The 23,364-nt window shown below is 65.4% G+C and carries 20 protein-coding genes and 2 pseudogenes; all 22 read right to left on the bottom strand.

From position 1 onward, the window contains the following. Positions 1-126 precede the first annotated feature (126 nt). Positions 127-876, bottom strand: a complete 750-nt coding sequence (locus BU28_RS0111960) for an amino acid ABC transporter ATP-binding protein (RefSeq protein ID WP_028719697.1) — start codon at positions 874-876, stop codon at positions 127-129. A gap of 9 nt (positions 877-885) precedes the next feature. Then, a complete protein-coding gene (locus tag BU28_RS0111955) occupies positions 886-1,971 on the bottom strand; it encodes an amino acid ABC transporter permease (protein ID WP_028719696.1) in 1,086 nt (361 codons plus the stop codon). Continuing rightward, a complete protein-coding gene (locus BU28_RS0111950; RefSeq protein WP_028719695.1) occupies positions 1,968-3,146 on the bottom strand; it encodes an ABC transporter permease subunit in 1,179 nt (392 codons plus the stop codon). The genes BU28_RS0111955 and BU28_RS0111950 overlap by 4 nt, the downstream gene beginning before the upstream one ends. A 71-nt stretch (positions 3,147-3,217) precedes the next feature. Beyond that, entirely contained in the window at positions 3,218-4,249 is a 1,032-nt protein-coding gene (locus BU28_RS0111945) for an amino acid ABC transporter substrate-binding protein (RefSeq protein WP_028719694.1), read from the bottom strand. 105 nt (positions 4,250-4,354) lie between these two features. After that, positions 4,355-5,104 carry an SDR family NAD(P)-dependent oxidoreductase gene (locus BU28_RS0111940; protein WP_028719693.1) on the bottom strand — a complete coding sequence of 250 codons (750 nt, stop codon included), beginning with the start codon at positions 5,102-5,104 and terminating at the stop codon, positions 4,355-4,357. Continuing rightward, positions 5,101-5,829, bottom strand: coding sequence for an SDR family oxidoreductase (locus BU28_RS0111935; protein ID WP_051578151.1), 729 nt, complete (start codon positions 5,827-5,829; stop codon positions 5,101-5,103). The genes BU28_RS0111940 and BU28_RS0111935 overlap by 4 nt, the downstream gene beginning before the upstream one ends. Positions 5,830-5,982: 153 nt before the next feature. Then, positions 5,983-6,897 (bottom strand): LysR substrate-binding domain-containing protein, encoded by a 915-nt coding sequence (locus tag BU28_RS0111930; protein ID WP_028719691.1) that lies wholly within the window; start codon positions 6,895-6,897, stop codon positions 5,983-5,985. 47 nt (positions 6,898-6,944) lie between these two features. After that, positions 6,945-8,153: an NAD(P)/FAD-dependent oxidoreductase gene (locus BU28_RS0111925; RefSeq protein WP_028719690.1), complete on the bottom strand. Its 1,209-nt coding sequence runs from the start codon at positions 8,151-8,153 to the stop codon at positions 6,945-6,947. Continuing rightward, positions 8,150-8,971 (bottom strand): NAD-dependent epimerase/dehydratase family protein, encoded by an 822-nt coding sequence (locus BU28_RS0111920; protein ID WP_028719689.1) that lies wholly within the window; start codon positions 8,969-8,971, stop codon positions 8,150-8,152. The genes BU28_RS0111925 and BU28_RS0111920 overlap by 4 nt, the downstream gene beginning before the upstream one ends. After that, entirely contained in the window at positions 8,968-10,188 is a 1,221-nt protein-coding gene (locus tag BU28_RS0111915; RefSeq protein WP_028719688.1) for a pyridoxal phosphate-dependent aminotransferase, read from the bottom strand. Before BU28_RS0111915 ends, BU28_RS0111920 begins: the two co-directional genes overlap by 4 nt. Continuing rightward, the gene (locus BU28_RS0111910) at positions 10,185-11,831 is read right to left on the bottom strand and encodes a hydantoinase B/oxoprolinase family protein (RefSeq protein ID WP_051578150.1); all 1,647 of its coding nucleotides are present in this window, start codon (positions 11,829-11,831) and stop codon (positions 10,185-10,187) included. Before BU28_RS0111910 ends, BU28_RS0111915 begins: the two co-directional genes overlap by 4 nt. Further along, complete coding sequence (locus tag BU28_RS0111905; protein WP_028719686.1) at positions 11,828-13,921, bottom strand: hydantoinase/oxoprolinase family protein; 2,094 nt, start codon at positions 13,919-13,921, stop codon at positions 11,828-11,830. The genes BU28_RS0111910 and BU28_RS0111905 overlap by 4 nt, the downstream gene beginning before the upstream one ends. Further along, complete coding sequence (locus BU28_RS0111900; protein ID WP_028719685.1) at positions 13,918-15,582, bottom strand: thiamine pyrophosphate-binding protein; 1,665 nt, start codon at positions 15,580-15,582, stop codon at positions 13,918-13,920. Before BU28_RS0111900 ends, BU28_RS0111905 begins: the two co-directional genes overlap by 4 nt. Before the next feature lie 121 nt (positions 15,583-15,703). Next, entirely contained in the window at positions 15,704-17,113 is a 1,410-nt protein-coding gene (locus tag BU28_RS0111895; protein ID WP_051578149.1) for an FAD-binding oxidoreductase, read from the bottom strand. A 3-nt stretch (positions 17,114-17,116) separates the two neighbouring features. Further along, complete coding sequence (locus BU28_RS0111890; RefSeq protein ID WP_028719683.1) at positions 17,117-18,550, bottom strand: aldehyde dehydrogenase family protein; 1,434 nt, start codon at positions 18,548-18,550, stop codon at positions 17,117-17,119. Between the two features lie 89 nt (positions 18,551-18,639). Beyond that, a pseudogene (locus BU28_RS24685) lies at positions 18,640-18,944 on the bottom strand (4Fe-4S dicluster domain-containing protein); the annotation flags it as partial. Positions 18,945-19,074: 130 nt separating this feature from the next. After that, a pseudogene (locus tag BU28_RS26795) lies at positions 19,075-19,465 on the bottom strand (DUF4147 domain-containing protein); the annotation flags it as partial. A 139-nt stretch (positions 19,466-19,604) separates the two neighbouring features. Then, a complete protein-coding gene (locus tag BU28_RS22800) occupies positions 19,605-20,378 on the bottom strand; it encodes a FadR/GntR family transcriptional regulator (protein WP_198944930.1) in 774 nt (257 codons plus the stop codon). A 78-nt stretch (positions 20,379-20,456) separates the two neighbouring features. Continuing rightward, on the bottom strand, positions 20,457-20,804 hold the full coding sequence (locus BU28_RS0111865) for a RidA family protein (RefSeq protein ID WP_028719682.1): 348 nt from the start codon (positions 20,802-20,804) through the stop codon (positions 20,457-20,459). Further along, positions 20,801-21,607, bottom strand: a complete 807-nt coding sequence (locus tag BU28_RS22795) for an SDR family NAD(P)-dependent oxidoreductase (RefSeq protein ID WP_036762746.1) — start codon at positions 21,605-21,607, stop codon at positions 20,801-20,803. Before BU28_RS22795 ends, BU28_RS0111865 begins: the two co-directional genes overlap by 4 nt. A gap of 1 nt (position 21,608) precedes the next feature. Next, the gene (locus tag BU28_RS0111855) at positions 21,609-22,412 is read right to left on the bottom strand and encodes a shikimate dehydrogenase family protein (protein WP_028719681.1); all 804 of its coding nucleotides are present in this window, start codon (positions 22,410-22,412) and stop codon (positions 21,609-21,611) included. After that, positions 22,413-23,300 (bottom strand): 2-hydroxy-3-oxopropionate reductase, encoded by an 888-nt coding sequence (locus BU28_RS0111850; protein WP_028719680.1) that lies wholly within the window; start codon positions 23,298-23,300, stop codon positions 22,413-22,415. Positions 23,301-23,364 lie beyond the last annotated feature (64 nt).

Raw genomic sequence — 23,364 nt, 5'->3', positions numbered from 1 at the left:
CCATTGGATCAAGGCACCTTGGCTTGCGACGCATCCCCGCGCCCGCTGGTTCAGGCCTGCCCGTTTTAGGGTCATGCAGGCTGGCCATGTCTCGCAGAAGCTGCGGACTCGCATGAACGCGTCGCTTCAGTGTCCCAAAACTTGGGACAAGAATTTCCGCGTGCGCTCGCTTTTCGGCGCAGTGAAGAATTCCTCCGGTGCGGCCTCCTCGACGATTTCACCCGCATCCATGAAGATCACCCGGTCTGCGACCTTGCGGGCAAAACCCATCTCGTGCGTGACGCAAATCATCGTCATGCCGTCACTCGCCAGCGACACCATCACATCAAGCACCTCCGCGATCATCTCGGGGTCCAGCGCCGACGTCGGTTCGTCGAACAGCAGGATCTCGGGCTGCATGCACAGAGCACGGGCGATGGCCACGCGCTGTTGCTGGCCACCCGACAACTGGCCGGGAAACTTGGCGGCCTGATCGGGAATGCGGACCTTTTCCAGAAAGCGCATGGCGGTCGCCTCGGCATCCGTACGCGAGGTCTTGCGCACCAGCATCGGTGCCAGCGTGCAGTTCTCCAGAACGGTCATGTGTGGGAACAGGTTGAAATGCTGGAACACCATCCCGACTTCGCGCCGGATCTCGTCGATCGAGCCGACGCTGTCGTCAAGCACCGTCCCCAGGACGCGGATCGTGCCGCGGTCATGTTCCTCGAGCTGGTTGATGCAGCGGATCATGGTGGATTTGCCGGACCCCGACGGGCCGCAGACCACCACCTTCTCACCCCGCCCCACGGTCAGGTTAATGCCGCGCAGGGCGTGGAAATGGCCGTAGAACTTGTCAAGATTGCGAATCTCGATGGCCGGTGCGGTCGTGTTGATCATGGTTCTTTCCTAGCGGCGGCCGATGTTCATGCGGCGTTCAAGATAGGCACCGTAGCGGGACAGGCCGAAGACGAAGCTGAAGTAGATGGCCGATATGAAGACATAGACCTCGACATAGGCGAACTTCCAATCGCCCGTGCCATAGGCGGCGTTGCCCGCCGCGAGCAGTTCGACAAAACCCACGACCACCACGAGAGAGGTTTCCATGAAGGTAATCACGAACTGGTTGATGGTTGCGGGCAGGGCCAGCCGAAAGGCTTGCGTAAGCAGGATTCGGGCAATGCGGTGGCGATAAGGCACACCAAGCGCCTTGGCCGCTTCCTCTTGCCCGGAACCGACACCCTGAAAGCCGCCGCGCAGGATCTCGGCCTGATAGGCGGCAAAGAAAAGCGCGGCGCCGAAGATCACGCGATAAAGCTTCTGGCCGATCAGCACCTCGGGCAAGGCGAAGGGCAGGACCACGGCAGCGGTGAACAGGATCGCCAGCAGCGGCAGCGAACGGACGGCGTCGATGAACAGGCCCGTCACCTTGGCCACGACGGGCAGCTCTGACCGTCGCATCAGCGCCAGGCCGATCGCCATCGGCATCCCCAGCACGCTGGTTGCAACGAACAGGAACAAGGTCAGGCAAAGCCCGCCCCACTGTTCCTCGCCCACTTGCGACAGTCCCAGGATGCCGCCCTTCATCAGGATGTAGAAGGTCGCGGCGCCGAAGCCCCAGATCGCCGAGATCCGGCCCACTGTCCAGAAGCGCGGGATGCAACTGAGCACGATGACCGCGATGACCGAAACGATGGCCAGGGCCGAACGCCACTGTTCGTCATAGGGATAGATACCGAACAGGATCAGCCGCCAGCGGTTGGCGATGACCGACCAGCAGGCGCCGCCGGCGGCCCGGCACTCCTCGCGCCGTGCCGCAGGATCGAAGGTGGCGCTGAGGATGGCCCAGTCGATCAGGCTCCACAGGATCCAGGCCATCAGCCCGATGCAGGTCATCGTCAGCAAGGCCGAGAAGGGCGAAGCGAAGTAGCTTTTGCGCAGGTGGCGCAGCCAGAGACGTGCGGCGGGGCGCGGCTGGTTGACAGCCATGGTCATGCCGCCACCCCGATCTGCTTGCCCTTCAGCGCGATGGCACGGTTGATCCGGTTCAGGATCGCGGCCAGCGTGAAGTTGATCAGAAGAAAGCCTGCCATCAGGATGCCGATCAGTTCAAGCGTCTGGCCGGAATGGGTGATCGACCCGGCGACGACCATGAAGAAGTCTGAAAAGCCCACTGCGATGCCCAGGGTGGTCGCCTTGATCAGCCAGACATACTGGTTGATCAGGATGGGCAGTGCGGCACGGACCGCCAGCGGCAGGCGGACCCGGGAAAAGACCTGCCATGCGGTCAGGCCCAGGGCCTGCGCGGCTTCGACCTGGCCGCGTCCAACGGATCTGAACCCGCCGCGGACGATTTCCCCGATATAGGCGGCGCCGTAAAGCGCGATGCTGAAGGCCAGCACATAAAGCTCGGGCTGGATGCGGATGCCGCCGCGGATGTTCAACCCCTTCAGTTCAGGATGGCTGATCAGGGGCGTGTCCGGGATGCGGCCCAGGAACAGGATCGCAGCCATGGCGGCCAGTCCGGCCGCAAGCACCGCCAGGCGAAGGTTTCGGCTGCGTGCAGGCTGAACCCTGCGAAAGCGGCGTGCCACCGAGATCCACAGGATCAGCCCCAGCGTGACGAACAGCACCAGCACCGCCAAGGCCGCAAAGCCGCTGCCGACGTTCAGCCCGGGCAGATAGATGCCGCGCCCGCTGATCATGATCTCGCCCAGGGTGATGGCATTGCGGGGGTTTGGCAGCTGGGTTGACGCGGCATACCAGAAGAACACCTGCACGATGAGCGGGATGTTGCGGAAGATCTCGATATAGGTCGTGCCCAGCAGTCGGGCGGGGGCGTTCCGGGAGGTTCGGGCAAGGCCGACCACCAACCCCAGGATCGTGGCGAAGAACAGGGCGATCAGGCCAAGAAACAGCGTGTTGATGATGCCGGCGACCAGATACCACCAATAAGGATCGGCCGAGCTGACCGGCACCAGCGAAAAGTTCAGATCCCAGCCGGTTGACTTCCACAGGAAGCCGAAACCCGACGAGATCCCTTGCGCGGCCAGGTTCTTGCGGGCAGTCATGATGCCCGCCCCGATGACGACCGCGATCGCCGCAACGAACAGGCCTTGCAGCGTGATGCGGCGCACCGTCTTTCGCCGCCAGATGGGAACGGCTGTCATGCGAAACCCCCGTTGGTGGTTGGTGAGCCCGCACCGGAAAGGCTTCCTCGGTGCGGAAAACCCACGATCCGTCAGTCGATCACGTAGGGGAACAGCACGCCGCCGTTGTTCCACAGGTTCGTCATCTCGCGCTCCATCTTGTAGGGCGAACCTTGGCCCAGGCTGCGCTCGAACACTTCGGAATAATTGCCGATATGCTTGATGACGTTGTAGGCCCAGTCATCCGACAGGCCCAGGCCCGCGCCCATGCCGGGCGTCACGCCCAGCAGCTTGCCGACCTCGTTCGTGTGCGGATTGGCCTTCATCTCGTCCACGTTGGCGGACGTGATCCCTTCCTGTTCGGCAAACAGCAGAACCGAAAGCGTCCAGTTGGCGATGTCCAGCCAGTTGTCATCGCCTTGGCGGACCAGCATCACCTCGGGCTCCAAGGCCAGCACGTCCGGCAGCAGGACATGGGCATCCTGGTCCTGCTGGGTCGAACGGGCGATCGCCAGCACCGGACCCCATTGCGCATAGGTATCACAGCGGCCGCTGAAATAGGCGTTGTCCAGTTCCTCGGTCTTTTCGATGGCGACCAGTTCCATCTCGATGCCGATACGCTGCAGATAGGATGTCACCTGCCGTTCGGTCGAGGTGCCGGCGGGAACGCAGATGGTGCCGCCTTCGGCGTCCTTCAGGCTTTCCAAGCCCAGTTCCTTGTGCGCCATCACCTTGGTGGTGCCAAGGTAATACGAGTTCGAGAACTGCAGGTTCAGTTCGGTATCGCGGCTGAGCGTGCCGCCCGAGGCCTTGACGACGATGTCGATGTCGCCCGATTGCAGGGCCGGCCAGCGCTGTTCCCAGGAAATGGGAATGACTTTGGCCTTGGACGGATCCCCGAAGATGGCGGTGGCGATGGCGCGGCACAGGTCGATGTCGATGCCTTTCCAGACGCCTTTGTCATCCACCTCGGCAAAGCCCAGGTAGGACCCGTTGTGGCCAGGGCAGTTCATCACGCCACGTTGCTTGACGGTCTTCAGCGTGTCGCCGTCGGCCGCCAGACCCACCGTTGCAGACAGAGCCAGGGCCCCCAGTGTCATTCCAGCTTTCAGAAAGGTCTTCATGTGCCACTCCCTTGTCGGCATGTTTTCACAGGCTTTGGACACTTGCACCGCCCCCCGGCCTGCTTGTCGGGCGGTATTTACCGCGATCTTTGTGCGGTAGAGGGGTCAGGCATAGATGTAACCGCCCGACACGATGATGTTTTCTCCGGTCATGTAGGTGTTTTGCGGACCGCCGGCCATCAGCACCCAGGGCGCGATTTCCTCGGGGCGGCCGCCGCGGCCCAGCGGACTGGCCTTGGCCAATTCGCCAAGGAACCCCAGTTCGCGGGCCTTCTCGGTCGCCATTCCGGCTGGTGCGACCGAATTGACCAGGATCCCGTCCCCGGCAACCGCGTGGGCCATGCTTTTGGTCAGGCTGACCACGGCGGCCTTGGTGGCGGCGTAATGGGCGTTCTGGGGATGCGCCTTGAAGGCATCGACCGAGGTGATGTTGACGATCCGCCCGCGCACGTCGCCCCTTGGCTCCTGGCCCTGCATGTGCCGGATGGCGGCCACCATCATGTGATAGGTGCCCTTGACGTTGATCGCGTTCGATGCATCCCAGTCGGCGTCCGAGATTTCCAGGATCGGCCTGCGCGGATAGATCGCCGCCGAGTTGATCAGCGTATCCACCCGGCCGAGCTTCGCCGCCACCGCTTCGAAGGCGGCATGGGCTGCGTCCGCCGTGCGAATGTCGCAGGCGGCAAAGGCCGCTTGCACCCCTGCGTTCAGCGCCGGCGCAAGGGCGGCCTCGGCGGCCCGAGAGTCCAGGTCGACGATGCCGATGCCCGCCGCGCCCTCTGCGACCGCCATCCGTGCCAGCAGGGCGCCAAGGCCGGCGCCGCCTCCGACGATCACCACGTTCAGATCTTTCATCCGTTCTTGCCTTTCGTTTGCGTTCCCGTCGCTGTGGCCTGATGCGTGGGAAGAATGTCGAAGCGCGCCACATCGACATGCGGCGGCATGTCCAGGACGGCGCAGACCATCCGCGCCAGGTCGCCGGGCTGCACGGCCGACCTGTTCGCATACATGGCGGCCCGCGCGTCGTCCGACAGCAGCGTCTTGTAAAGACCCGTTTCGACCCGCCCCGCGACGATCTCTGTCACCCGCACACCATGGGGCGCCATGTCCAGCCGCAGGGCCTGGGCAAACCCGCCGACCGCCGCCTTTGTCGCGCAGTAGACGGCAAGGTTTGCAAATGGGGCATGACCTGCGGTCGAGCCGGTAAAGACGATATGCCCCCTGCCCCTGTCCCGCATGCCGGGCGCGACAAGCCGCGTCACCGTCAGGACCGATGACAGGTTCACGGCCACCGCCCGCGCGATATCCTCGGGCGTCTGATCGCAGAAGTTGACCATCGGCGGCATCATGCCCGCGTTGTTTATCAGGATATCGGGCTCGATGCCCCCAAGCGCCTGCGCCACGGCCTGCGGGTCGACCAGATCGACAGCCAGCGGCTGAATACCGGGTTCGACCCCCAGTTCCGCCAAGGCGGCGGCGTCCCGGCCGACGGCCACGACCCGGTGGCCCGCATCGCGCAGCGCAAGGGCAATGGCCCGCCCGATCCCGCTTGTCGCCCCTGTAACCAATGCTTGCGTCATGCTTACCCCTTCGCTCAGGCAAGGCTGACGGATCGCTGTCATAAACCAAATCAAGAAATGCGCGGGAACGGCAAGTTATTCTTTCGCATCAAACAGCTTGCCTCCCAAGGATGAAGGGCTGATCCCGATAACGCCCGCACTGGCCGCACCGCCCTAAAGCTGCACGTCCCATTGCTGCTTTTTCATCCAGACACAAAAGGCTTCGATCAGGCTTACGCGCCGATGAGCGCGCGGCAGAACCATGAAGAAGCCCGGCACCTGATCGGGCGGCATGTCGGCCATGACGTTGCGGCCGAAAGGCGCAACCAACCGGCCCAGCTTGAGGTCCTCATTGGCGTCGATGGTGGAAATCAGGCCGATCCCCAACCCGGCCAATGCGGCGCGGCGCATGGTTGCGGCGTCGTCAAAGCCGATGCCTTCATGCTCCATCTCGCCTTCGACGCCCAGATGGGCCAGCACGTCGCGCCACAGACGGTCCGAGCGGACCGGGCGCAACAGGGGCAGGTGCAGCAGGTCGGTGCGATCGCGGATGTTGCGGGCGATCTCGGGTGTGCAGCAGATTTCCTTGAAGTCCCGCATCAGCAGCGTGGCTTCGTATTGCTTCCAGCCGCCATAGCCCCACTGGATCGCCACATCGACGTCGTCCGCCACGAAATCGGGCAGGCCCACGGCCGTTGTCAGCCGCAGATCGACCCCGGGCATGGTTTCGCGAAAGCCCGCCAGCCGATCCAGCAGATAGCGGGTGGCAAAATAGGGGCTGACGTTCAGGTTGATGCGGTTGCGGCGCCCGGTCTTGGTGACGCGGCGGATCCCCTCGGCCATCTCCTCGAAGGCGGACTGGACGTAATGGGCCAGAAGGATCGCCTGCTCGTTCGGCTCGATCGCGCGCCCCTTCCGCACGAACAGCTCGATCCCAAGACTGTCCTCCAGCAGCTTGATCTGCTGGCTGACGGCCTGGGGCGTGACCAGAAGTTCGTCGGCGGCGCTGCGGAAACTGCGATGGCGGACCACCGTGTCGAACACCCGCAGCGCGTTCAGCGGCGGCAGACGGATGGGACGGTCAGCCATGATGGTCGCCCCGGCCCTGGTCATCCGCATTCATCGCCGCCTCCTCGTCAGATCACCGCCTTCTCGAGGAAGGGACGGTTCTCCAGAATACGCTCGTATCCCACCTCGGATAGATCCAACGTGCGGAAACCGCCATAGATGATCAGTTCCGAAACGCCCCGACCGGCGGCGGGGCCTTGCTGCAGGCCATGCCCCGAATAGCCGTTGGCAAAGACGAAATTCGTCACGTCGGGATGGCGTCCAACGATCAGGTTGTGGTCCAGCGTGTTGAAGTCGTAATGCCCGGCCCACTGGTTGACGACCTTGATCGCCTCGAAATTGGGGGAACGGGCGGCAAGGGCGGGCCAGATGATCTCCTCGAACTCGTCATAGCGCGGCTCGAAGTCGTCCCAGTCGACGGCAGGGTCCTCGACCGGTGGGCAGCCGGCCAGAAAGAACCGGCCCTCGGGGCGCAGGAACACGCCCGACGGGTCGATCATCAGGGGCAGCCGACCGCCGTTCACGGTCGCCGTGCCCTCGGGCGTCCGGGCGCAGTCAAAGACGAAGCTGGTGCGCTTGCGGGGTTCAACCGGCACATCCAGCCCCGCCATCCGCGCCGTCAGCGCCGCGCGGGGACCAGAGGCATTGACGACCGTCCCGGCCTTGACCGTGGCGCCCGACTTCAGCGCAACCGAGGTCACGCGGTTGCCTTCGCGCCCAATGGCCACCACCTCGTCGGTGACGTAATCAGCGCCCTGTTCGCGCGCCTTGGCCTTGAAGCCGTACATCAGCCCGGTGTTGTTGAACCACCCTTCCCCCGAACGGCCATAGGACGCCAGCAGGATGTCATCGACGTTCAGGTGCGGGAAGGAGCGGGCCAGTTCGTCCTGCCCCCACAGCACCACGTCGGCGCCGCAGGCGCGCTGGACCTCGTGGTTCTCGCGCAGCGTCCGGGCCTGCGCCTCGGTTCCCGCCAGGAAAAGATAGCCGCCGGGATGGAAGTTCAGGTCCGGTGCGGGTTCGCCCGCGACCTGCATGGTCTCGGCGAAGCTGCGGATGAACGCGCTGCCGAACTGGCTGATCCTGACATTGATCGGGTTCGAGAACTGAACCCGGATCGAGGACGAGGACAGCGAGGTCGCCGCCTTCACATAGCTGGGGTCACGCTCGACCACCAGCACGCTGCCGGTGAAGTCTGGGTTCGCAGTCAGGAAATAGGCGACGGCCGATCCGATCACCGCCCCGCCGACGATTACCACGTCATAGCTGTTCTTCACTGGGCCACCTCGTCGTCGGGGTGGCCCAGGTCCACGAACCAGCCGCCCAGATATGTGACGGCAGGGGCATGGGGATCGGCGGGGGGCAGGCGCGCCTCCACCTCGGCCCGGTGGGGTTCGGTCGTGTCCTGGGGATGAAAGCCGATATGCGCGCCAAGGCGGTTGTCCACCATGCGCTGCTTGTTGTTCGAGGTGCCGAAGACGATCGAATGGGCGACACGCGGGGCGGTCAGGCCCGCTTCGACCAGGCGGACGCAATCGTCATAGGTCAGCATCGACCACAGCATCCGCCGGTCGGTGAACTGGTCGAAGGACGAAAAGATGCGGCAGCACAGCGTTTCGATCCCGAACTTGTCCCAGTAAAGCCGGCTCAGATCCTCGACGAAGCACTTCGACACGCCGTAAAGGCTGTCGGGGCGATGCGGGGCGCTGGCGTCGATCTGGTCCTCGACCTTGTGATAGCCGATGGCGTGGACGGACGAGGCGTAGATGACGCGCTTGACCCCGTGCCTCCGGGCGCCCTCATAGATGTTGTAGCTGCCGACGATGGACGATTGCAGGATCGTCTCCCACTTCGTCTCCAGTGGCGCCCCGCCGAAATGCACGATGGCATCGACGCCCTCACACAGCGCCATCACGGCCGCCGCGTCCGACAGTTCGACCACATGGCCGTCCTCGTTCGGTTGCAGATCCGTGATCGGCACGCGGTCGGTCAGGCGCAGGGTGCGGGCCAACGGCGCCAGGCCCCGGCGCAGCTGCGTTCCCAGGCGGCCGGCGGCGCCGGTGATCAGGATGGTGTCGAAACGGGGAGCGGTCATGCGGGCACCTCTGCCGGTTCAAGGGCGGCCACCGCGCGGCCGATCCGCGCGATGGCTTCGGTCAGGACCTCGTCGCCGGTCGCGGTCGAGATGCGGAAGAACGGCGACAATCCATAGGCCGAGCCGGGGACCGACGACACATGCCCCTGGGCCAGCAGATAGTTCGACACGGCAACGTCGTCCGTCAGGACGGTTCCCTGCGGGGTGCGCCGCCCAATCAGATCCGCGCAGCCGATATAGGCGTAGAACGCGCCCTCGGGCGGCGGCAGGGTCAGGCCGTCGATCCTGGCGATTCCCGCCACCACCAGATCGCGGCGGCGCTGAAAGGCCTCGCGGAAGGTGGCGATGCAATCCTGCGGCCCGGTCAGTGCGGCCAGGGCGGCCGCCTGCATGGGGGCCGCGACGGATGTGACCGACTGGCTTTGCACGGTGTTCATCGCCTTGATCAGCGGCGCGGGACCGGCGGCATAGCCCACCCGCCAGCCGGTCATGGCATAGGCCTTGGCCACGCCGTTCACGATCAGCGTCCGGTCGCGCAGGTCCGGGCAGGCCTTGCCGAAGCTGACGAATTCGCGTCCGTCGAAGATGATGTGTTCATAGATTTCGTCCGACAGCACCAGCACCTGCGGGTGCCGCGCCAGCACACCGCCAAGCGCCTGCAGTTCGTCCCGCGAATAGACCGCGCCCGAGGGGTTACCCGGCATGTTCAGAAACAGCCATTTGGTGCGCGGCGAGATCGCGGCCTCCAGCACCTCGGGGGTCAGGCGGAAGCCTGCCTCGGGCAAACAGGCCGGGGTCACGGGCACGCCGCCCAACAGCTTCACCATCTCGGGGTAGCTGACGAAATAGGGGGCGGGCAGGATCGCCTCGTCACCATCGTTCAGCGTCGCCATCAGCGCATTGAAGATGATCTGCTTGGCGCCGTTCGCCACCACCACGTCGTCGGCGGTATAATCCAGCCCGTTTTCGCGCCGGAACTTGTCGGCCACCGCCGCGCGCAGCGCCGGCGTGCCGGCGGATGCGGTATACAGCGTCTCGCCCGCCAAGGCCGCCTTGTAGGACGCTTCCGAGACATGGGTCGGGGTCGGGAAATCAGGTTCCCCAAGCCCCAGGTCGATCACGTCGACGCCCGTCGCGCGCAGGGTCTTGGCTGCCTGCGAGGCCGCCATTGAGGCCGAGGGTTTCACCGCAGCCAGGCGTTTCGCCACATAGTTCATTTGCCGGTCTCCGTCACATAGCCCTTGGATAGATCGTCGGCGCGTGCTTCGGCGCTGCGCAGCGCCGGATCGCCGTAGCCGCCACCGCCGGGCAGATGCAACACCAGTCTGCGGCCTGCCGGAACGTGCTGCCAGCCTTTCGGCCGCATCTCCGTTCCATCGTCCAGCCGCGCGCTGCCCGGCTGGCCGTCTCGGCCCCCGTTGCGCCCGCGCGGCGGGTGCCTGATGCGGTCGAACATGGCGGAAAAGTCGAACTGGTGGCCTTCGGCCGCCGCGATCTCGATGATCTGACCCAAGCCACCGCGGTACTGGCCGTCGCCCGCCGAATCCGGGCGCAGTTCCTTGCGCCAGACCACGATGGGGCCGGTCTGCTCGGTCGCTTCGATGGGCATGGTCATCACGCCCGAAGGAAACGCCGTCGCGGACAGGCCGTCCAGCTCCGGCCGCGCACCCATCCCACCCGAGTTGAACATCAGGATTTCGGCCTGGTGTCCCGCCCTGCCCTCGACCGGGCGGGCCGAGACATGGATGTTCCACAGCGCGCCCGATCCCTCGGCAAGGATCTTTCCGGGCAGGGCCTGGGCCAACGCCCCCAGCACAAGGTCGGGGACCATGTGGCCGAAGACGTGGCGCAGGCTGACGGGCGCGGGCCATTGCGCGTTCAGGATATTGACCGGCGACGACACGGTGAAAGGTTCAAGCGAGGCCCAGTTGTTCGGGATGTCGGGCGCGATCACGCATTTCATCGCGTAACAGGCATAGGCCTTGGTATAGATGATCGGCACGTTGATGCCCCAGCGGCTTTGCCCGTCGGTGCCGCTGAAATCGACATTGACCGTCTCGCCGCGCGTTTCCACGGTGGCGGCCAGCCGGACGGGGCTGTCATAGCCGTCCGTCACAAGATCGTTGGTCCATGATCCCCGCGGCAGCGCCCGGATGCGTTCCAGCGTCGCGGCGCGGGTGCGGCTGAAAATGAAGGCCCCCAGATCATCCAGCGAGGACAGGCCGATCTCGTTCATCATCTCGATCAGGCGGCGGTGGCCCACGTCGTTGCAAGCCGCCAGCGAAAAGAAGTCGCCCACGACCTGGTTCGGCTCGCGCACGTTGGTGCGCAGGATGCGGACCAGATCGGCGTTGACGCGGCCGCGCTCGGCGAACTTCATGATCGGGATCTGGATGCCCTCTTCATAGACCGACTTGCCGTCGGCGCCGAAGCCGCGTCCGCCCACGTCCACCACATGCGCGGTGCAGGCAAAAAAGCCGATCAGTTCATTGCCCAGGAAGGACGGCGACACCATGGAAATGTCGTGCAGGTGCCCGGTGCCTTTCCAGGGATCGTTGGTGACATAGGTGTCGCCCGGATACATGTTCTCGCGGCCGATTTCGGCGATGAAATGCAGCACCGCCTCGGCCATGGTGTTGACATGGCCGGGGGTGCCGGTCACCGCCTGCGCCAGCATTCGTCCCTGCGGGTCGAAAACGCCTGCCGACAGGTCGCCCGCCTCGCGGACCGAGGTCGAAAACGCCGTCCGCAGCAGGGTCAGCGCCTGTTCCTCGACCACGGAAATCAGGCGGTTCCACATGACCTGCATGCGGATTTCATGGGTGGCATCAAGCGATGCAGCGGGGGTCGCGTTATTCATGCCGCCATCTCCTTGCGGGTCAGAAGAAGGGTACCGTCGTCCTGCATCACCACATCGAAGGGCGAAGTGACGACAGTTGAGGTTTCGCGTTCCACGATGACCGCCGGGCCGCTGACGCGGGCGCCCGGGGTCAGGGTGGTGCGCTCGACGATGGCGGTTTCCAGCGCGCGGCCCTGGGTCGGATCAAAGACCGGGCGGGTCGGGGCGCCGTCCAGCATGGCCTTGCCGCGCGTGATCTGCAGACGCTCGGGTGCGGTGCGTTCGTCCTGCGCCTTGACCGAGAACGTGACGATCTCGATTTCCAGGCCGTCCAGACCCTCGATGGCGCGGCCGAAGAAGCGGGCATAGGCCTTGCGGAAGTCGTCACGCAGCCCTTCGACATCGTCGGAGGTGAAGTCGCGGTCAGGCAGCGGCACCGGAATCTCCCACCCCTGGCCGACATAGCGCATGAAGGCGGTGATTTCCCGCTGGATGGCGCCTGCGGTTCCGGCCCGCACGAAGCCCTCGGCGGTTTGCTTCAACTCGGCCAGCATGGCGTTGACCTGCGCCGGGTCGAAATGCGACAGGCGCACGATCTTCGATGCCAGCGCCTCGTATCCGAACGGCGCCTTGAGAAAGCCGATGGCCGATCCCACGCCCGCGCCCGGCGGGATCAGGCATTCGTCGATGCCAAGCTTTTCGCACAGCCGCGCCGCGTGCAGGGGCGCCGCGCCGCCAAAGGCGATCATGATGTTGTCCGAAATGTTCTTGCCATTCTCGACCGCGTGGACGCGGGCGGCATTGGCCATGTTCTCATCGACCACCTCGACAATGCCAAAGGCAGCGGCTTCCGAAGGCAGGCACAGGCGCTCTCCCACGTCGCGGGCGATCGCATCCTGCGCGTTCGGAACCGAAAGCCTGATCGTCCCGCCTGCGAAATTGTCGGGGTCGAGCTTGCCCAGAACCAGGTCGGCATCGGTGATCGCCGGTCGCTGCCCGCCCCGCCCGTAACAGGCGGGCCCGGGTTCGGATGCCGCAGACTCCGGGCCGGTCTGGATGCGTCCCATGGCGTCGACCCAGGCGATGGAGCCGCCGCCTGCCCCGATCTCGATCATCTCGATCACCGGGATCGAGATCGGCATGCCAGATCCCTTGCAGAAGCGATAGGTGCGCGCCACCTCGAAGGTCCGCGCCGTCTTGGGCTGGAAATCCTCGATCAGGCAGATCTTGGCGGTGGTACCGCCCATGTCATAGCTGACCACGGTATCAAGGCCGAAACGCTCGGCAACGTCGGCGGCAAAGATCGCGCCCCCCGCCGGGCCGGATTCGACCAGCCGCACCGGAAACTCGGATGCGGTTTCCACCGAGATCAGCCCGCCGCCGGAATGGATCATGAAGACGGGGCAACCTGCGCCCATTTCCTTCAACCGCACCTGCAGACGGGCCAGGTAATCGGCCATCTGCGGGCGCACATAGGCATTGGCGCAGACGGTGTTGAACCGTTCGAACTCGCGCATCTGCGGCGAGACCTCGGACGAGATCGAGATCGGCACGTCCACCTTGGCCGCAATGATCTCGCGGGCCCGCCGTTCATGGGCCGGATTCATGTAGGAGTGGATAAAGCCGACGGCGACGGCGCCGAAGCCGTCGGCGGCAATCCGGTCGGCAATGGCCTGCAGCGCGGCTTCGTCCAGAGGGGCCAGTTCCTGACCCTGCGCACCGATGCGGCCGGCAACCGTGAAGCGGTCTTCGCGCGGGATCAGCGGCGTGGGCAAGCGCAGGTTCAGGTCGTATTGCTCGAACCGGTTTTCGGTCCGCATCTCGATCACGTCGCGAAAGCCCTCGGTCGTGACAAGGGCGGTGCGGGCGCCGCGCCGCTCGATCAGTGCGTTGGTGGCCAGCGTGGTGCCGTGGATCACGATGTCCAGGTCGGCGGGCGTCAGCCCCGCGTCGTGCAGCACGATGTCGATGCCATCCAGGATTGCCTGTTCCGGCGCGCTGTAATTGGTCAGCACCTTGGTCGAATACATGGTGCCGCGGCAATCCAACGCGATGTCTGTAAAGGTGCCGCCGATATCGGCACCCAATCGGACGGTCTGGCCGGTATTCATGCCTTTTCCTTTGTGGCAAGCGCGGCGTCGCGCATCTGGGACAGGGTTTGGCGCGGGGTCAGCGCCTCGGGCGAGATGTTCAGGTCAAGCAGGGCGCCGCTGCCCGATGCCAGCGCACGGGCGAAGGCCGCCGGGAAATCCTCGGTCCGCTCGACCCGCTCGGCGTGATAGCCATAGGCGCGGGCCAGCATGACGAAATCGGGATTGACCATGGTCGTGCCCGAGACGCGGCCGGGATAGCTGCGTTCCTGATGCGCGCGGATGGTGCCGTAGATGCCGTTGTTCAGCAGCAGCACGATCGGCTGCGCACCCGCTTGGACCGAGGTTGCAAGCTCCTGGCAGTTCATCTGGAAATCGCCATCGCCCGCGAAGCAGACCACCGTGCGGCCGGGATGGGCCACCTTGGCGGCGATCGCGGCGGGCAGGCCATATCCCATGGCGCCCGACTGTGGCGCCAGCAGTCGCGCCTTTGGGCCGAACTTGTAGAACTTGTTGGGCCAGACGGTGAAGTTGCCTGCGCCGTTGGTCAGGATCGCATCAGCAGGCAGCACCTCGCGCAGATGCGCGGTGGCGATGACCATATCCACAGGCGAGGGCTGCACGGGCGCGTCAAAGGCCGCCTCCCACGCCGCGCGACCCTCCGCGCGCCACCCGGCCCAGCCACCCCTGACGGGCGACAGGGCCGCGGCAAAGGCGTTCGGCCCTGCCTGAATGCCCAGCGTTGGCTGATATATCTTGCCGATCTCGCGGTCGGACGCATGGACATGGATCAGCTTTTGCACCGGCACCGGCACGTCGAGCAACGTATAGCCATCGGTCGTCATCTCGCCGAAGCGGACATTGATCGCCAGGATGACATCGGCGTCGCGCACAAGCGCCTTGACATGGGCGGGCATGCCCACGCCCGCCTCGCCGACATAGACGGGCGAGAAATTGTCGAACTGGTCCTGATAACGGAAGGCCGCCACCACCGGAATGTCGCTGGCCTCGGCAAAGGCTTGCAGGGCCTTCTTGCCGGCATCAGACCAGTTGCAGCCGCCGATCAGGATCAGCGGGCGGGCGGCGCCGGACAACATCGCCTCGACGTCAGTCAAGGCTTGGGAGGCGGGGGCGGGCTCGGCCACATGCGCCGGTCCGGTCAGAGGGGCGGCGTCCGTCAGGGTGGTCAGCATGTCCTCGGGGAGGGCGATCACAACGGGTCCGGGGCGTCCGGTGGTGGCGGCGGTCCAGGCACGGGTCAGAATTTCGGGAATCCGCTCGACCCGGTCGATCTCGACTACCCATTTCGCGACGGTGCCGAACACGGCCGGATAGTCGATTTCCTGGAACGCCTCGCGTCCCTTCATGTCCGTGCCGACCTGACCCACGAACAGGATCATCGGCGCGCTGTCCTGCATCGCGGTATGCACGCCGATGGATGCGTTGGTGGCGCCCGGGCCCCGCGTCACCATGCAGATGCCGGGCTGGCCGGTCAGCTTGCCCCAGGCCGCGGCCATGAAGCCCGCGCCGCCTTCGTTGCGGCACAGCACAAAGTCCAGCTTTCCTTGCGTGTCGTGCAACGCATCCAGCACCGCCAGATAGCTTTCGCCCGGAACGCCAAAGGCCCGGACCGCGCCAAGCGCCACCAGGCTTTCCACCAGAAGCTGCCCCCCGTTACGCATCTTGGCCTTCCTTCCTTGTCGCGGCGCCGGCTGTCCGGCCACCAGAAAATGTTACGGCTGTCTGGGAAGAGTGGCGTTCAACGCCGGCCTGAAAAACCAAGATTTGCGACAGAACGACAAATTATTCTTGTTGGACGCCACCAACGACCGCTCCCGGATTCAGCATGCCGTCCGCATCGAAGGCAGCCTTGATGCGCGCCATGATCCGACGTTCGACTGCGGGCCGCACGGCATCGGCCAAGGCGATCTTGGCCCGTCCCAGCCCGTGTTCGGCGGCAAAGCTGCCGCCCATCCGCGCCGCCAGTTTCGCCAAGGCCAGCCCCAGGTCCTGATCGCGGCCCGCGAAACCGGCCACGCCTGCGGGTGGTGTCAAGTTATAGTGGATGTTGCCGTCTGCCAGATGACCGAAGGGGTTGATCCTGACGCCGGGAACCAGGCCCTCGCACAGGGTGGCCCCTTCGGCCACGAAATCGGCGATCCGCCCCGGCGGGACCGAGATGTCGTGCTTGAGCTGCGGCCCTTCCCGCCGTTGCCCCTCGGGCTGTTCCTCGCGCAGCCGCCAGAAAGCCGCGCGTTGCGCCTCGGAGGCGGCCAGGGCGCCATCCAGGACCAGCCCGTCCTCCATACCCTGCTCCAGCACGCCGCCCAGGATATCGTCCAGGGGCACCAGTGCCGAGCCGCTGGCCACCTCGACCAGCAGGTAACAGCTTCCGCGCGTTTCCAACGGCATCGCGAGCCCCGGGACATGCTCCAACGCCAGATCCAGCCCCAGACCGGAAAAGAACTCGAGCCCGGTCAGGAACTCGCCCGCCTCGGCCCGCAGCCGGATGCCGAAGGCTGTGGCGGCGGTCAGGTCAGGCAGGGTCAGCAGCGCGGTCGCACGCTGGCGTGGTTCGGGAACAAGGCGCAAGACGGCGCGGGTCACGATGCTCAAGGTGCCCTCGGCCCCGCAGAGCAGGCGGCGCAGCGGGTATCCTGCGTTGTCTTTCTGCACAGCGCGCAGCCCGTTCCAGACGGTGCCGTCGGCCAACACCGCCTCGACCCCCAGAACCAGGTCGCCCATCATGCCGTATCGAAAGGCATGGCTGCCCCCGGCGTTGGTCCCGATCAGCCCGCCGATCTGGGCGCTGCCTTCGGCGCCCAGGTGCAGGGGAAACATCAGGCCCGACCCGTGCAGCGCCTCGTGCACGCATTGCAGCACCGCCCCGGCGCCGACCTCGATCGAACCGCTGGCAGGATCGGGGGTGCCGATGTCGGCCATCCGCGCCAGCGACAGGATCACGCCGCCGGCTTGTCCCAGCACGGCGCCGCCGCACAGCCCTGTGTTTCCGCCCTGCGGCACCACCGGCACCCCCGCTGCATGGCAGGCAGCAGCCACAGCCGCGACCTCGTCGGTTGAGGCTGGTCGAGCGACACCCAGCGGCCGTTCGCCGTAACAGTCCAGCCAGTCGCGCTGCCAGGGTGCGGCCTCGTGCCCCGGAATCCAGCCGCGCGGGCCCAGGATGGCGGCAAGTTGCAATGCAAGGCTCATGATCTAACCCGCGAAGATATAGCTGGTCTTGACCGACGTATAGAAATCCATGGCAATACGTCCCTGTTCGCGCCCGCCCAGGCTTGAGGCGCCGCGCCCGCCGAAGGGCACGTGATAATCCACGCCGGCAGTTGGCAGGTTGACCATGACCATCCCGGCATTGGAGCCGCGCCGGAAGGCGGTCGCGTGCTTCAGCGATGCCGTGCAGATCCCCGAGGACAGCCCGAACGGCGTGTCGTTGGCCACCGCCAGCGCCTCATCGAAATCCGCGACACGGATGACCGAGGCGCAGGGGCCGAAGATTTCCTCGCGGCTCGACCGCATGGCATTCGTGGCGCCCAGGAACAGCGCTGGCGCCTGGAAGCTGCCGGGGCGGTCCAGGCGTTCGCCGCCGATCACCGCGCAGCCTTCCTCGCCTGCGATGCGGACATAGTCGAGATTGCCGGCAAGCTGGCTTTCGGACACCACGGGCCCGATCTGCGTCGCGGCGTCCAGCGGATCGCCGATCACCAGCGCGGCCATGGCCTTCTCTAGTCGTTCCACAAAGGCATCATGAACCTCTGCCTCGACGATCAGGCGCGACGAGGCGGTGCAGCGCTGTCCGGTGGAAAAGAAGGCGCCGTTCAGGCAGGCATTCACCGCCAGATCCAGATCGGCGTCGGCCAGCACCACCATCGGGTTCTTGCCGCCCATTTCCAGCTGGACCTTCTTCATGGTCCTTGCGCAACCCTGCGCAATGCCCCGCCCGACCCGCTCGGACCCGGTGAACGAGATCGCGGCCACGTCCGGGTGCTCGACCAGGGCGTTACCGATCTCGGAGCCCTTGCCCATGACCAGGTTGAAGACCCCCGGCGGGCAGCCTGCCTGCTCCAGCACTTCGGCCAGAAGATGGGCGCAGCCTGGCGTCAGTTCGGCGGGCTTCATCACGACCGCATTGCCAGCGGCCAGTGCGGGGGCCGCCTTCCAGGCCGGAATGGCGATCGGAAAGTTCCAGGGTGTGATCAGGCCGACGACGCCAAGCGGTTCGCGCATGACATCCACCTCGACGCCCTCGCGGATCGCGTTCAGCTTTTCGCCCGGATTGCGTACCGCCTCGCCCGAGAAGAAGTGGAAAAGTTGCGCCGCGCGCAACGCTTCGCCCTTGGCCTCGGCCAGGGTCTTGCCTTCTTCGCGCGCAAGGAGCCGCCCGATCTCGTCATTGCGGGCCAGCAGCATGTCTCCGGCCCGGCGCAGGACATCGGCCCGCCGTTGGGGCGAGGCATTGCCCCATCCCGACTGCGCCGCACGGGCCGCATCCACCGCCGCCGCAATGTCGCCTGCCCCGCCCCGCGCATAAAACCCGATCAGGTCATCCGGGTTGGCGGGGTTGCGGTTTTCGCTGGCCTCTTCCGCTTCGACCCAGTCTCCGCCGATGAAGTTGCGCTTGATCTCCGACATGCTGTCCCCCGGCCATTTTCCGGGGAAGTATCGCGCAGCTTGCCCGCCCAATCCGCCAAGAAGAAATCATAATCGGCAAGCAGGGCTTGTCACATATTCGGGTAGTTCGGGCCGTCGCCGCCCTGGGGTGTGGTCCAGACGATGTTCTGGCTGGGATCCTTGATGTCGCAGGTCTTGCAATGCACGCAGTTCTGGAAGTTGATCTGGAAGCGCGGCCCTCGGGTCCCTCCAGCACCTCATAGACCCCGGCCGGGCAGTAGCGCTGCGCCGGCTCGGCATAAAGCGGCAGGTTCACCGCGATGGGGATCAAGGGGTCCTTCAGCTTCAGGTGGCAGGGCTGGCTTTCCTCGTGGTTGGTAAAGGAGAACGCCACATTGGTCAGCCGGTTGAAGCTCTCCTAGATAGGGAGGCGTGGAGCGTCGGCCGAGGCCAGCACCAGGGTCGCCCGGTTCGCGCCCAACTCCAACAGTTGGTCCTGACGCCACAAGAGCCAGGTTATTGCCCGGAATGTCGGACAGAACAAAGGTCACTACCCCCGCCGGCCAAGCCGCCAAGGCCAGCCTGCCGCCCTTGACGCATGACAGATGCTTGCGCACCGTGTTCATGGCCGAGATCGGCGACCCCGAGCCTATAAGCGCGGTGTTCACGGCGATCTCGTCGTCCGGCGTCAGATTGTCCGGCGGCGCGGCAGCAGCGGCGATCCGCCGCCTGGAACCAGCGCGATCACCAGATCGTCGGGCGACCGGTCAGCGACCATCTGCATCAGCCGGCGTGTGGCCTTCAGTCCTGCTTCGTCGGGCACGGGTGGCTTGCTTTGGCCACCTTGATGCGCTGGCAGCGTGTCCCGTAGCCGTAGGGCGTCACCACGAGTCCCTCAGGCAGGCCATCCCACATCGCCTCGAAGGCTGCCGCCATGCCGGCAGAGCCTTTGCCGGCGCCGCTGACAATGGTGCGGCCCTTGGGCGGCTGGGAAGCAGCCACGCCAAGGCAGGGCCCGCGTCGGCGGCGCGCACCGCTGCGTCGAACAGGGCCATAAAGATATTCTTGATGTCGGTCACTGGTTGCCCGATTTCGAACGGCCCGCCAGACCCGCCAGCAGCTGCGTCGTATCCAGCGGACCGGCGCTTCCCTGCGCGGCGCCGGCATTTTGTGCGGCCAGGATACGCAGGCGTTCCAGGCTGTTGGTCAGGTGCTGCCGCATCTCGTCGCGTGCAGCATCGGGATCGCGGTTGTCGATGGCAGCAACGATCGCGTCGTGCTCGGCATGAATCTTGCGGTAATAGGCATCCTTGGTTTCCGGCGGCACGAACTGCCCCAGATTGAAACGCGGCACGATGAAGGGGCGCAGATACTCCAGAAAGCCCGCCATGAAGTCGTTGCGCGCGCATTGCGCGATCTTGATGTGAAAATCGTAGTCGTAATGTATCTTTACCGCCTTCGGATCGGGGTGGCGTGCGTCCACCTGCTCCATCAGCGCCCGGATCTCGCGCGCCTCGTCATCGGTGCGTCGTTCGGCGCAAAGGGCGGCGGCCTCGACCTCGATGCTGAGGCGCAGTTCCAGAAGCGCGATGGTTTCCGGCAGCGACCGCAGGTCGTCCTCCGAGATCAGGAAGCTTTGTGGGCTTGGCGTCTCGTTGACAAAGACGCCCCTGCCCTGCTGCGCGGTCACCAGACCGCCCGAACGCAGGCGGGCGACGGCCTCGCGAACGACTGTCCGGCTGACGTCGAATTCGGCGCAAAGCTCGGCCTCGGTCGGCAGCTGGCTGCCCGGGGCCAGGGTTCCGGCATGGATCCGCTCGGCAAGGGCGTCGGCGACCTGTGTCGTCAATGTCTTGCGCCTTGTCATGTCCGGTCCCCCCTTGGCGGTCTTGATATGCGGCAAACGCCAGGCCCGATCCAGAGCCTATCACAGGGCAGCGGTGACGATCAGTTCGACCAGCATGCCCGGCTTGGCCATCCGGCCCTGGCCCGAGGATCGCGCGGGGGCATGGTCCATGGGCATCCAGGCGTCCCAGACCGTGTTGACTTCGTCAAAGTCGCGCACGTCGTCCAGCCACATCTGGACATGCAGGATTCGCGTCCTGTCGGTCCCTGCCTTGGCCAGCAGATCGTCGATCTTTGCCAGAACCTCGCGCATCTGGTCGCCTGCCGACTGGCCGGGTGTCGCCACCTGCCCGGTCAGATAAACGATGCCGTGGTGAACGACGCCGTGGTGAATGCGGGTGTCAAAATCGAAACGGGCGATATCGGTCATTGGTTCTGAGCCTTTCGGATCGGGTTTCCACGCAGGTAATGCGCGTAGGGCGCCTGGATCAGCCAGCCTGCATCCACCGGCAGCGTGACGCCCGTGATCGCTGCCGCGCGATCCGAGCAGAGGAACAACGCGGCCTCGGCCACGTCCGATGGCTGCACGAACTTGCGCAGCGCCGTCGTGGCGGTGATCGCTTCGGGGTCGCGTTCGCCCGCCGCGATCTTGGCCTTCAGCCCATCCGACAGTGTGTAACCCGGTGCGACCGCGTTGACGCGAATGCCATGCGGGCCAAGTTCGGCCGCGAGAATGCCCGTCAGACCCATCATCGCCTGCTTTCCCGGAGTATAGGACGGTAGCGACAGCGGCGCAAAGGAGGCCAGAGAACCGACGTTCAGGATGGCGCCGCGTCCCGCGCGCTGCATCTGCCGCCCGAACACCTGACAGCCGACCAGCGTGCCCCGGTAGTTGATGCGCCACATGCGCTCGTCTTCATCCAGCGCCTGGTCCAGCACATGCTTGCCGCTTTGCAGAATCCCCGCGCTGTTGACCAGAACCGCAGGAATGCCGATCTCGGCCTCGACAGCACCGGCAAGCGCCTCGATCGAGGCGGAATCGGCCACATCGACGGCCACAAAGGTCGCTCCGGCGGCTCCGCGGGCCTGCGCCTCGGCCACAGCGCCCCGGCCGCGTCCTTCGTCTCGTCCGGCAATGACGATCCTCGCGCCGGTTTCGGCAAAGCGCAAGGCGATGGCCTTGCCGATGCCCGAGGTCCCGCCGATAACGACGGCAGTTTCGATCTCGGCCATGTCAGCGGTCCTGCCGGTCGATATCGAAAAAGCGGCTCATGCCCTCGACCTGATAATCCATCATCGGGCGGCCGGGCTGAATGCGGCAGCCGATCCGCCGCGCCTCGCGCAGCAGCCCCGTTTCCGCGGGCTCCATGATGATGTCCACCACAGTCATCCCGGGCGTCAGTCCCGTCACATCAAGCGGCAACGGGTCGGTCTCGCGCAGCCCGATGGGGGTTGCATTGATGGCCATGTCCATGCCGCGCGGATCGGCCTCGCCCAGTTCGATCTGGCAGGACGGGAACGCTTGCTGCACGCGTTCGGCAAGACGGGCGGCGCGGTCGTGATCGATGTCGTTCAACCGGATGAAGGCAGCACCCTCCTCGGCCAGGCAATAGGTCAGGGACGCGCCCGCCCCGCCCGCCCCGACTTGCAGGATGCGCTGGCCGGCGATCCGGTGCCCGCCCGCCTTGAGGCCGTCAATGAAGCCGACACCGTCGAAATTGTCGGCATACCATGTGCCGTCGGCCTGGCGCCGGACCGCATTCGCGCTTCCTACCCGCGCGGCCCTGTCATGCGCCGCGGCGCATTTTTCAAAGGCTCGCGTCTTGAAGGGCACCGAGACGATGATTCCGCGCACGTTTTCCGCCGCCGTGATGCCTGCCCAGAAGGTGTCGAAATCCTCGGGGCGGCAACTCATCGGGACCATCAGGCTGTCAAGCCCGCGTTCCTCGAAGATTTCGTTAAAGATCCCTGGGCTTTTGGCGTGACCCACAGGGTGCGCCAACATGACGAAAACATCGGCCTTTCCGGTCCCACGCATCTATTGGACCCCTGTTGTTGCCACGGGGTGATCGGCCAGAGCTTCCAGCGCGGTCACCAAGGCCGAATGGTCGCTTTCCGCCCCGCCACGCGCGGCACAAGCGTTCATCAGTTCCTGGGCCGTCGCGGTGTTGGGAAGCGAGACACCAAGGGCGCGGGCGCTTTCCAGGGCCAGCCCCAGATCCTTCTGGTGCAGGCGGATGCGGAAGCCCGGATCGAAGGTGCGGCGGATCATCCGCTCTGCGTGAATCTCCAGCACGCGGGATGCGGCAAAGCCGCCCAAGAGCGCCTGGCGCACCTTGGCGGGATCGCAGCCGGCCTTCGAGGCAAAGACCAGCGCCTCGGCCACGGCCTCGATGTTCAGGGCGACGATGATCTGGTTGGCGATCTTGCAGGTCTGTCCCGCGCCGATGTCGCCCACCAGGGTGATGTTCTTGCCCATCAGGTCGAACAGCGGCCTTGCGCGGTCGAAATCGCCCTGATCGCCGCCGACCATGATCGTCAGGCTGGCGGCCTTGGCCCCCACCTCGCCACCCGAAACCGGGGCGTCCAGGTATCCGGCACCCGCCTCCTGGACCTGGCCCGCTATCCGGCGCGTGGCGATGGGGCTGATCGAACTCATGTCCACGACAAGCGCGCCGGACTGCACGCCTTCGGCCACGCCCTGCGGTCCGGTTATCACGCGGTCGACATCGGGCGTATCGGGCAACATGGTGATGACGACCTCGCTTGCCCGTGCAACGGCCGCGGGGCTTTCCAGCACGGTTGCCGCCAGACCCTCGGGCAGGCCAGAGCGGTGGAGCGTGGTAAACAACTCGTGCCCCGCATCGGCAAGGTGACGCGCCATCGGCGCGCCCATCACACCAAGGCCGATGAAACCGATCTTCATTGCCTTCCTCCCTCACAACGAGATTGCGATACAATTACATATGATGTATGTCATCATACAAATA

The sequence above is a fragment of the Paracoccus yeei ATCC BAA-599 genome (assembly GCF_000622145.1).
In the GTDB taxonomy this organism is placed as follows: domain Bacteria; phylum Pseudomonadota; class Alphaproteobacteria; order Rhodobacterales; family Rhodobacteraceae; genus Paracoccus; species Paracoccus yeei.
Note: the sequence above shows the minus strand (reverse complement) of the source record. Positions and strands in the feature narration are given on the sequence as shown.

Coding starts and splice junctions, on each gene's coding strand:
- BU28_RS0111955 (WP_028719696.1), bottom strand. CDS start 1,971: ATGACCATGGCTGTCAACCAGCCGCGCCCCGCCGCACGTCTCTGGCTG.
- BU28_RS0111910 (WP_051578150.1), bottom strand. CDS start 11,831: ATGAATAACGCGACCCCCGCTGCATCGCTTGATGCCACCCATGAAATC.
- BU28_RS0111895 (WP_051578149.1), bottom strand. CDS start 17,113: ATGAGCCTTGCATTGCAACTTGCCGCCATCCTGGGCCCGCGCGGCTGG.
- BU28_RS0111960 (WP_028719697.1), bottom strand. CDS start 876: ATGATCAACACGACCGCACCGGCCATCGAGATTCGCAATCTTGACAAG.
- BU28_RS0111935 (WP_051578151.1), bottom strand. CDS start 5,829: ATGACGCAAGCATTGGTTACAGGGGCGACAAGCGGGATCGGGCGGGCC.
- BU28_RS0111920 (WP_028719689.1), bottom strand. CDS start 8,971: ATGACCGCTCCCCGTTTCGACACCATCCTGATCACCGGCGCCGCCGGC.
- BU28_RS0111915 (WP_028719688.1), bottom strand. CDS start 10,188: ATGAACTATGTGGCGAAACGCCTGGCTGCGGTGAAACCCTCGGCCTCA.
- BU28_RS0111865 (WP_028719682.1), bottom strand. CDS start 20,804: ATGACCGATATCGCCCGTTTCGATTTTGACACCCGCATTCACCACGGC.
- BU28_RS0111890 (WP_028719683.1), bottom strand. CDS start 18,550: ATGTCGGAGATCAAGCGCAACTTCATCGGCGGAGACTGGGTCGAAGCG.
- BU28_RS0111905 (WP_028719686.1), bottom strand. CDS start 13,921: ATGAATACCGGCCAGACCGTCCGATTGGGTGCCGATATCGGCGGCACC.
- BU28_RS22795 (WP_036762746.1), bottom strand. CDS start 21,607: ATGGCCGAGATCGAAACTGCCGTCGTTATCGGCGGGACCTCGGGCATC.
- BU28_RS0111930 (WP_028719691.1), bottom strand. CDS start 6,897: ATGGCTGACCGTCCCATCCGTCTGCCGCCGCTGAACGCGCTGCGGGTG.
- BU28_RS0111950 (WP_028719695.1), bottom strand. CDS start 3,146: ATGACAGCCGTTCCCATCTGGCGGCGAAAGACGGTGCGCCGCATCACG.
- BU28_RS0111855 (WP_028719681.1), bottom strand. CDS start 22,412: ATGCGTGGGACCGGAAAGGCCGATGTTTTCGTCATGTTGGCGCACCCT.
- BU28_RS0111940 (WP_028719693.1), bottom strand. CDS start 5,104: ATGAAAGATCTGAACGTGGTGATCGTCGGAGGCGGCGCCGGCCTTGGC.
- BU28_RS0111945 (WP_028719694.1), bottom strand. CDS start 4,249: ATGAAGACCTTTCTGAAAGCTGGAATGACACTGGGGGCCCTGGCTCTG.
- BU28_RS0111900 (WP_028719685.1), bottom strand. CDS start 15,582: ATGCGTAACGGGGGGCAGCTTCTGGTGGAAAGCCTGGTGGCGCTTGGC.
- BU28_RS0111850 (WP_028719680.1), bottom strand. CDS start 23,300: ATGAAGATCGGTTTCATCGGCCTTGGTGTGATGGGCGCGCCGATGGCG.